Here is an 8,441-nt window from a genome sequence, read left to right as displayed (position 1 = left end):
CCCTTTTAAGAAGTAACAACGATGAGAGTAAGTGCCTGCGAAGCGCCCAAAGGGTTGGTTTAAAAGCGATTTATACTGCGTTATTGATTTTAACAATAGAACCACTATTACTTGCAATCAATGCCTTGCCTAAATCGCTTTTAATTCCAACTGAAACTCGCACCTTGAAATGGTTTGGGTATATAAAGCCCAGCACAGTATGAAGTACTGGGCTGTTTTTTTAGGATTGATAGTCGTAGTAAATCAAAATACACACCAGCTAACCTACTTAGATCTAATCTTCGCTTAAAAGATTGAAAAGTTTATGTTACAACGGCACTAACATTACTTTTTAGTTACAAACATGACTGAACTTTACCATTGGTTTGATTTAATCGGCGTAGCCGTGTTTGCTGTTTCTGGAACGCTATTAGCGTACGACAAAAAAATGGATGGCTTTGGGGTTGTTGTGTTAGCCACAGTCACTGCTATTGGCGGTGGAACTGTGCGCGACGTTATTTTAGATGTGCCCGTATTTTGGTTACATGATCAAAGCTATTTCTGGGCTATATTACTTTCTGTATTTGTTACCACTCGTTTAATCAATGAACAGCGTTCGATTTCACTTAATGCATTGCAAGTGGCAGATGCTTTTGGTTTAGCATTTTTTGCGGTGATGGGGGCGCAAAAAGCCATGCTTGCCGGTGTGCCTGATACCACCGCGATTATTATGGGTGTGATCACAGGGTGTTTTGGTGGCGTTATCCGTGATGTGTTGGCTGGAAATATGCCGATGCTGTTAAAAGGTGAGCTCTATGCTATTACTTGCATCGCAGGTGGGATTGTTTACACATTAAGTATCTCACTGGGTTTAGTGACCGAAATGGCCATGGTGTTGGCTATGCTTATGACCTTATCACTGCGTTTAGCTGCAATGAAATGGCACCTTACATTACACGTTTTTAAATATCCCGACTAAGATTAGTATTAAGAATGAATGATAGGGACATCATGGATCGTGTCTTTAGCTAGAATATTTTCTCGTGCACAAGTAGGTGTGCAAGCTCCTGAAGTGATTGTAGAAGTACACTTAGGCAACGGCTTACCTGCTTTTCATATCGTTGGCTTGCCAGAAGCGTCAGTCAAAGAGTCAAAAGATAGAGTGCGTAGCGCACTCGAAAACTCACAGTTTGGCTTTCCTGACCAACGAATAACCGTCAACCTTGCGCCTGCTGATTTACCTAAAGAGGGTGGCCGTTTTGACTTGGCTATTGCAGTGGGTATCTTGGTCGCCTCTGGGCAAATAAACTGCCCCGATATTCATCGTTATGAGTTCTACGGAGAACTGGCTTTAAATGGTGAGGTAAGAGGGGTGAATGCTATTTTGCCTTCGGTGTTAGGAGCGAAAGAGCAGGGGCGCTGTTGTTTTTTACCCGCCGAAAACGATAATCTTGCAAGCCTTGTTTCGGGCGTTTCTCGAAAGGCCGTTTACTCTTTACAAGATGTTTGGAATGACTTATTAAACCAGCAACCCCTGCCACTTAATATTTGTTATCCAGAGCAACAGCCGCAGCGTGACTCGCTACTCGATTTAAGTGACGTGAAAGGTCAACCTGGGGCTAAACGAGTGCTCGAAATTGCTGCGGCTGGTGGTCATAATTTACTATTTCTTGGCCCTCCAGGTACTGGCAAGTCAATGCTTGCTCAGCGTATGCCTACGATTATGCCAACTATGTCTGATGATGAAGCAATAAGCACTGCCGCATTATATTCGATAATTGGTCAGTCGGTTGATTTATCGAATTGGCGTGAACGCCCCTTCAGAAACCCACATCATACTTGCTCTGCTGTTGCCCTTGTTGGTGGTTCCTCAAATCCTAAACCGGGTGAAATCTCTCTCGCTCATAATGGCGTTCTGTTTTTAGATGAGTTACCCGAATTTGAAAGAAAAGTGCTCGATTCACTGCGTGAACCAATGGAAACGGGCGTGGTGACTATATCGCGAGCGGCACGACAAATGGAATTTCCATCGCAATTCCAGCTGATCGCCGCATTAAACCCTAGCCCCACAGGAAGCCATACCGATAAGCGTGCAACGCCAGATCAAGTATTGCGGTACTTATCTCGGGTATCTGGACCATTTATCGATAGGATTGATTTACAAATTGAGCTGCCGCGACTCACCAGTAGTCAATTGCAGAGCACGCAAGTAGAAGAAAGCAGTGAACAAGTAAGAGCCAGAGTCGAAAGAGCTTATGCAATTCAACTCAACCGACAAGGCAAAGTGAATGCGCGCTTGAATAATAAAGAAATGAGCATTCATTGTGAGTTGGCAACTGCTGAGTTGCAGTTTTTAGCAAAAGCCAGCGAAAAACTGGCGTTATCACCGCGTTCATATCATCGCATTATTAAAGTGGCACGTACCATTAGCGACCTAAAAGCACAGCCTGCAATTACTTTAAACGAATTAAAAGAGGCGTTGAATTATCGTGCGTTTGAACGGCTAATAAGCCAATTAACGCAGTTTTAGTGAGCTTTTAAATTGATAGCATGTAGCCTTTACCGCGAACGGTTACGATACGCTTTTGGTCTTTTTCATCGCTGAGTTTTTTACGTAAGCGGCCAATAAGTACATCAACGGTACGATCGCTTGGGCTCCAGTCAGGCTGACCAATTTCTTCGGAAATTTTTTCACGTGATGTCGCTTTACCCGCATTTGCAATAAGGCAAATAAGTACCTTGTGTTCTGCTTCAGTAAGACGAGACTCTTCACCATTAGGGGTGACTAATGTGCGGTTATCAGGGTGCAGTTTAAAGTCGGCATATTCAATAAACTCTTCGCTCTCATCATCTTGCTGAGAGCCTTTTATGCGTTTAAACAGAGCGCGCATTCTTAGTTCAAGTTCAAGTAAGTCAACTGGTTTGCAAATGTAGTCATCGGCACCTTGTGCAAGACCTGCAATACGGTCAGCTTGCGAGTCACGACTAGACAGCACAATAACGCCAATGTCTGTTAGTGCATTAAGCTCTTTGGCAAGCAAAAGCCCATCGCGTTTTGGTAACACAATGTCGATAACGGCTAAAGAGATTGCTTTTTTTGATGAAGCACGCGATTGTACAATGCTTAATGCATCTGCACCCGTTGAATCTACCTCAATATTAAACTCAGTTTCATTAAAATGATTAAGAATGCGTTTAACGAGTAGTTCGTCGTCTTCAACCAATAAAACTTGAATAGTCATTCGCTTTAATTTCACACTTGATTTGTTGTAATGTTAGCACTGTATGGCAAAGGCTGAGAAGAGTCATGATAAGGTTTATAACTATTTCTTACAATTTAATGGCTTAGCGATAGTTGCAAAGGATGAAAGCTGAGCACTCGCACAGTGCTCAGCCAAGTGATTAAACTACTTTTCAGGATAAAGGTATTGCCACCATTGTGGCTGATCTTTTAAGTTTTTATCGAAATAAGCCAACATGGTATTCCACCAGTCGAAGCGTTTATCACGAGCAAAAATTTGGTGATCTGCACCTTTGTACTCAATCAGGTCAACATCTTTACCTAATAATTTTAATGCCGTGTACATATTGTGGCTTTCACCAACCGGTACGTTGGTATCTGAATCACCATGAAGGAGTAATAACGGCGTTGTTACTTTGTCAGCATGAAAAACCGGGCTGTGTTGGCTGTAAAGTGTAGGATTGTTCCAGGGATAGCTATTTTTAGATGCTTCAGCTGAGTATAAGTAACCCCACCAGCCTTGGCCCCAATACGAGGTGATGTTTGAAATTCCAGCATGAGCAATCGATGCACTGAACATATCTGTTTTAGTTGCGAGTAGCATGGTCATAAAGCCGCCGTAAGAGGCCCCTAAATTACCCACACGTTTACTATCTACAAAGTTATATTTATCTAAAAAGGCTTTAGTACCGTCGATGATATCGTTGGCGGTGTATTCACCCCATGCGTTGACGTGTTTAGCCGAGAACTCTTGGCCAAAGCCTGTTGCGCCCGTAGGTTGTACAACGTAAACAACATAGCCATGCTCAGCCCATAGGTTAAATGGGTAGCGACCGGTAAAACCACGGGTTACTGGCGATGTACCACCATAATAATAAACCAGTGCAGGGTATTGTTTATTGCTATCTAAATCATGGGGTAAATAAACGCGGCCCTTAATTTCAATGCCATCTTTATTAGTAAAGTTAAACTCTTCCAGTGAGGCTACTTGCGTATTTTTATAGCCAATTGGCTTAGAGTCCCACACTACTTTAGCGCGACCTTTACCTAAGCTGAGTTGTTTTAACTGCTGAGGTGTTGACGCTGTGGTGCCGGTAACCAAAATGCGCGGGGTGCGTTCGTGTGAGTAGCTAACTTGCTCAACAACATCAAAACCCGTATTCACTTTATTAAAACGCTTTTTGCTTAAGTCGAATTGATAAAGTTGTACGGTATCTTGCTCGGTCACTTTAATAAGCGCATCACCGTTTTTAAGTACGTGTAACTGGCCGATAGCCGGGTTAAACTCTTTACTTAGCGCTCTTGCCTTTTTACCGTCACGGCTGAGTAAATAAAGTTGACCGTCATAGTTATTCGCAAGCATCCCTTCAGGAAGGTTACGACCTAAGCCATTATTAAAATCTGGTCCGGCAGTGACATAAATTCCGTCGTCAGTATATTTAGCCTGATTAAATGTATTGTATTGACCAAGTACCGTAGTTGCCGATGTCGCTAGGTTTAGCTCAACAAGTTCTGTTGCTGGTTGTGGTGATAGCTGCATTGCTTGTGCAGAGCGGCTCATTAAAACGTGGCCGCTTTTAGCGTCAAAATCTTCAAGTGAATGGCTAAGTGGGCCTTGGCTTAAGATTTTGCTTAGACCTGTGGCGATATCGAGTAAATAGACTTGCGATGTGGTACGAGCATACGACCAACGGTCTTGCAGGCCTTGGTAATGTTTAGCGAGCTTGCCATTGTCTGTTGGAGACTTCGACCAACTAAAAATTAAGCTGTTGTTATCGAAAAACTGAAAGCCACTTGCACCCGCGAGGTTTTTAGCAATGACGCTAAGTTGCATGGTTTTTAGGTTTAAACGCTTAAGCTCGCCATTTAATAAATACACTAAGCTTTTGCTATCTGGGCTCCAAGTTATGTTACTCGGCTGGGCTGACTCAAAGCGATAAAGTGTATTGTTTTTTGCGTCTTTAAGCTCAGTAACATATTGCGCTTGATTAGCGGTTGCATCTTCGTAATGACGTTGGCTAGTTATGAAGTAATCGCCATTTGGTGCCATTGAAATATAACTAACCGTTGGCGCATCGAATAATTGCTTAGCCGACAAACCGTGTTGTTGTTTAGCACTAAATTGCACAGCATCTAGTTCTGACTTAGCCGTAAAATCAAGCTCAACCTCATTCCAGTTGGCTACTTGCTCAGTGATGATAATAAACTGATGATCGCCTTGGCTTAAAGCTAGCTCATAGCTTTTATTTTTTTCTGTTTGCTTTTCACCATCAATAAATAGCTGCGCGTTTTCAATGCCTTTAAGTGTTAATGAGCCTTGGCTAAAACGTTCAGTTGAGGCGGTAAATTTGAGTGCCTGTAAACCACCAAGTGTTAGCGCACTCACTTTATCGAATGATTGCCAGTCAAGTTCATTACCAAAAACACGCATGCTATCGCTGCTGTTTTGCAAGCTTGGTAATAGGTTAGCAATAATGGCATCACGATGATCCGTTTGATATGGCTTAAGTTGCATATCTTCGTCAAGAGGGCCAATAAATTGCACCGCTGATTTATCAATGGCAGCGGCCATCGCAGTATTGCTTAACGCACATAACGCTAATGCACTAAATGTTGTTTTTAGCTTGGCTGATTGGCTTAGCCAAGTAGTTGAAAGTGTCATAGTTTCGCCTGTTGAAGGTAATTTAAACCAATATAGCACGCTGCAAATTAGCCAAAAAGTGCTCTGCGTTAGATTGCAGTCGGGTTTGAGCTTGTGGATTTCAATTGCTATGGTGAGCAGGTTAACTTTTTAAGAGGGCTTAGCGTGACATTGTTACTTGTTTATATGTTTGTTGCTATTACGGTTTCGTTTTTGTGCTCAGTGATGGAAGCGGTACTGTTAAGTATTACGCCAAGTTATGTTGCCATGCTCAGAAAGCAACAACCACAACTGGCAAAACGTGTTGGTAAGCTTAAAGACAATATAGACCAACCGCTGGCAGCAATACTTACGTTAAATACCATAGCGCACACGGCAGGCGCAGCTGGTGTTGGCGCACAAGCTGCAGTGGTGTTTTCAGATGCTGCGGTTGGCGTTGCCTCTGCAATTATGACGCTATTGGTGTTGGTGCTTTCTGAAATTATTCCGAAAACATTAGGGGCTAATTATTGGCGAGGATTAACACCCATTGTTAGTGTGAGCCTAATTTGGTTGGTGTTTATTCTAAAACCCTTTGTGTGGTTTGCAGATATTTTAACGCGCTTTTTAGGGCGTAATTACGATGAAGCCTATTATATTCGCCAAGAAATTGAAGCCATGGCTGATATTGGTACTGAATCTGGAGCCCTTGGGCAAGATGAATCTGAAATCATTCGCAGCCTGCTGCATTTTCGTCATGCCAAACTCGATACCTTAATGACACCACGTACGGTGCTTTTTAAAGTACATAAAGATTTAACTGTAAACCAATACTTGGCGGAGCATGGTTCTTCTTCGTTTTCTAGGGTATTGGTTTATGACAAAAATGGTGATGATATTATTGGTTTTGTGCATAAAAATGACATTATGCTGGCTTATCATCGTCTAGGTGAAGACTATAAAATTAGCAAGCTCGTTAAGCCTATTTACACCGTACCAGAAACCTTACATGTGCCGACTTTACTCGAAACCTTACTGTCTGAGCGCACGCATATTTGTTTAGTCGTGGATGAATACGGTGATGTGCAAGGTATTGTCACCCTTGAAGATTTAATCGAAGCATTAATGGGGCTCGAAATTGTTGATGAGCACGATCAATCAGCTAATATGCAAAAAGTCGCCAAACAGCGTTGGCGACAACGTTTAGCATCGAGTAATACCATCGTCAGTGACGATAAGCGTCAACCTTAGCGGCGATGCCCCGCTGCGGTTTTTACCATTTGTCGCCATGAGAGTGACCAATTTAAAAAGTCTTCTTTGGCTTTCGGGCGGCACAGCAAAAAGCCCTGCATAAGAATAAACTCTTTGTAGCGGTCGAGGTATTCGAGTTCTTCCACTCGCTCAATGCCCTCGGCTACAATAGCGAGATCTTCTTGTATCGCTATATTCACTAAGCTACTAACAATCACTTGGGAAAACTGATCGGTTTCAATATTGCTAATCAGGGTGCGATCGATCTTAATTTCGGTAAACGGTAGCGTTTTGAGTTGTTGAACATTAGTAAAGCCAGTGCCAAAGTCATCGAGCGAAATACCAAAACCGCGCATTCGTAAACGGTTGAGTGTTTCGAGCTGTGCCGCACTTCTAAGTGCATACTGCTCAGTGATTTCGAGGATGATTTCACTTGGAGTTAAATTATTTAAGTGTAAGATTAACGCAAGTTTATCTGGGCAGCTTAAATCTTCTAGTTGCGAGGGTGATAAATTGAAAGCGAGCTTTAAGTTTTGATCAAAGTTTTCCTTTATTTCAATAAAATCGCTAGTGGCTTTTTCAAATAATTGAAAAGTAATAAGGTTTATCAAGTCCAAATCTTCAGCAACACAAATAAAGCGTTCGGGCAAAATGATTTCTTGTTCTTGACGCGTGTTGATCCGTGCTAATACTTCAATACTTTCAACCCGGTTGTCATGACGATTAATTTTAGGCTGATAAAACGGGATCACTTCATTGTGGCTGATAGCATGCAGTAGTAATGATTCAGAAATAGGCGCCTGAGTTCGTTCAACATGAATAGCAAAGTGTTCCAACTTTTGAAGTAGTAAGTAAACTTGATTTAATTGTACTGGCTTAGAAACATTACCAATTAAGTGAGCGTTATGCTTACGAGCTAAGTCAGCAGCTAGGTCTATAACCTTAGGGTCCATCTCAGAAATAATGGCAATTGCACCTTGGTATTTCATGGCGCCTAAATGGCGGATAAGTTCCATGCCATCCATGTCTGGCATATTGAGATCAGTAAAAACAGCATCAAAGTATTTCGGGGCTTTTTTTATTTTTTCTAGTGCTTCCTCAGCACTTAAGCTGGTGGTGATATGAGGGACTTCGAGCTCATTCAAAATAGCATGCATGACAATTAAAATTGCTTTCGAATCATCTACGACGAGAATGTGCCTATTTGACTTAACCATATTCATTCCTTGAATGAGAATACTATTATAAAAGTAGTAGAAAAATTGCATTAAGTCATGTTTATCGATTTCTTTTTGTATAATAAATGAACAATCACTTAAGGGGTTGAAACTCGTAATTTTATCTGTGCGA

The 8,441-nt window shown here is 42.0% G+C and carries 7 protein-coding genes; 4 read left to right on the top strand and 3 right to left on the bottom strand.

Annotated features, from left to right (window positions below; all coding sequences use genetic code 11):
• From JIG37_RS22555 to JIG37_RS17830, 3 genes are all read left to right on the top strand, one after another.
• Positions 1–203, top strand: a 203-nt coding sequence (locus JIG37_RS22555; protein WP_206769767.1) for a hypothetical protein, incomplete at its 5' end; no start/stop codon positions are given.
• Between the two features lie 140 nt (positions 204–343).
• The gene (locus tag JIG37_RS17835; protein ID WP_199529977.1) at positions 344–958 is read left to right on the top strand and encodes a trimeric intracellular cation channel family protein; all 615 of its coding nucleotides are present in this window, start codon (positions 344–346) and stop codon (positions 956–958) included.
• 39 nt (positions 959–997) lie between these two features.
• Positions 998–2,509 carry a YifB family Mg chelatase-like AAA ATPase gene (locus JIG37_RS17830; RefSeq protein ID WP_199529976.1) on the top strand — a complete coding sequence of 504 codons (1,512 nt, stop codon included), beginning with the start codon at positions 998–1,000 and terminating at the stop codon, positions 2,507–2,509.
• 7 nt (positions 2,510–2,516) lie between these two features.
• Here the strand turns inward: JIG37_RS17830 and JIG37_RS17825 are convergent, their stop codons facing one another.
• Positions 2,517–3,221, bottom strand: a complete 705-nt coding sequence (locus JIG37_RS17825) for a response regulator transcription factor (RefSeq protein ID WP_194442637.1) — start codon at positions 3,219–3,221, stop codon at positions 2,517–2,519.
• 165 nt (positions 3,222–3,386) lie between these two features.
• Positions 3,387–5,882 carry a prolyl oligopeptidase family serine peptidase gene (locus JIG37_RS17820; RefSeq protein WP_199529975.1) on the bottom strand — a complete coding sequence of 832 codons (2,496 nt, stop codon included), beginning with the start codon at positions 5,880–5,882 and terminating at the stop codon, positions 3,387–3,389.
• A gap of 144 nt (positions 5,883–6,026) precedes the next feature.
• Here JIG37_RS17820 and JIG37_RS17815 point away from each other — a divergent pair, with 144 nt between their 5' ends.
• Positions 6,027–7,091: a hemolysin family protein gene (locus JIG37_RS17815; RefSeq protein ID WP_054554517.1), complete on the top strand. Its 1,065-nt coding sequence runs from the start codon at positions 6,027–6,029 to the stop codon at positions 7,089–7,091.
• On the opposite strand, the gene JIG37_RS17810 is transcribed toward JIG37_RS17815, so the two are convergent.
• A complete protein-coding gene (locus JIG37_RS17810; RefSeq protein WP_054554503.1) occupies positions 7,088–8,308 on the bottom strand; it encodes an EAL domain-containing response regulator in 1,221 nt (406 codons plus the stop codon). The two genes, JIG37_RS17815 and JIG37_RS17810, sit on opposite strands and share 4 nt — an antisense overlap.
• Positions 8,309–8,441 lie beyond the last annotated feature (133 nt).

It is taken from the genome of Pseudoalteromonas sp. bablab_jr010 (assembly GCF_016464105.1).
GTDB lineage: Bacteria > Pseudomonadota > Gammaproteobacteria > Enterobacterales > Alteromonadaceae > Pseudoalteromonas > Pseudoalteromonas simplex.
This window is presented reverse-complemented; position numbering and strand designations above follow the sequence as displayed.

Coding starts and splice junctions, on each gene's coding strand:
- JIG37_RS17835 (WP_199529977.1), top strand. CDS start 344: ATGACTGAACTTTACCATTGGTTTGATTTAATCGGCGTAGCCGTGTTT.
- JIG37_RS17825 (WP_194442637.1), bottom strand. CDS start 3,221: ATGACTATTCAAGTTTTATTGGTTGAAGACGACGAACTACTCGTTAAA.
- JIG37_RS17820 (WP_199529975.1), bottom strand. CDS start 5,882: ATGACACTTTCAACTACTTGGCTAAGCCAATCAGCCAAGCTAAAAACA.
- JIG37_RS17810 (WP_054554503.1), bottom strand. CDS start 8,308: ATGGTTAAGTCAAATAGGCACATTCTCGTCGTAGATGATTCGAAAGCA.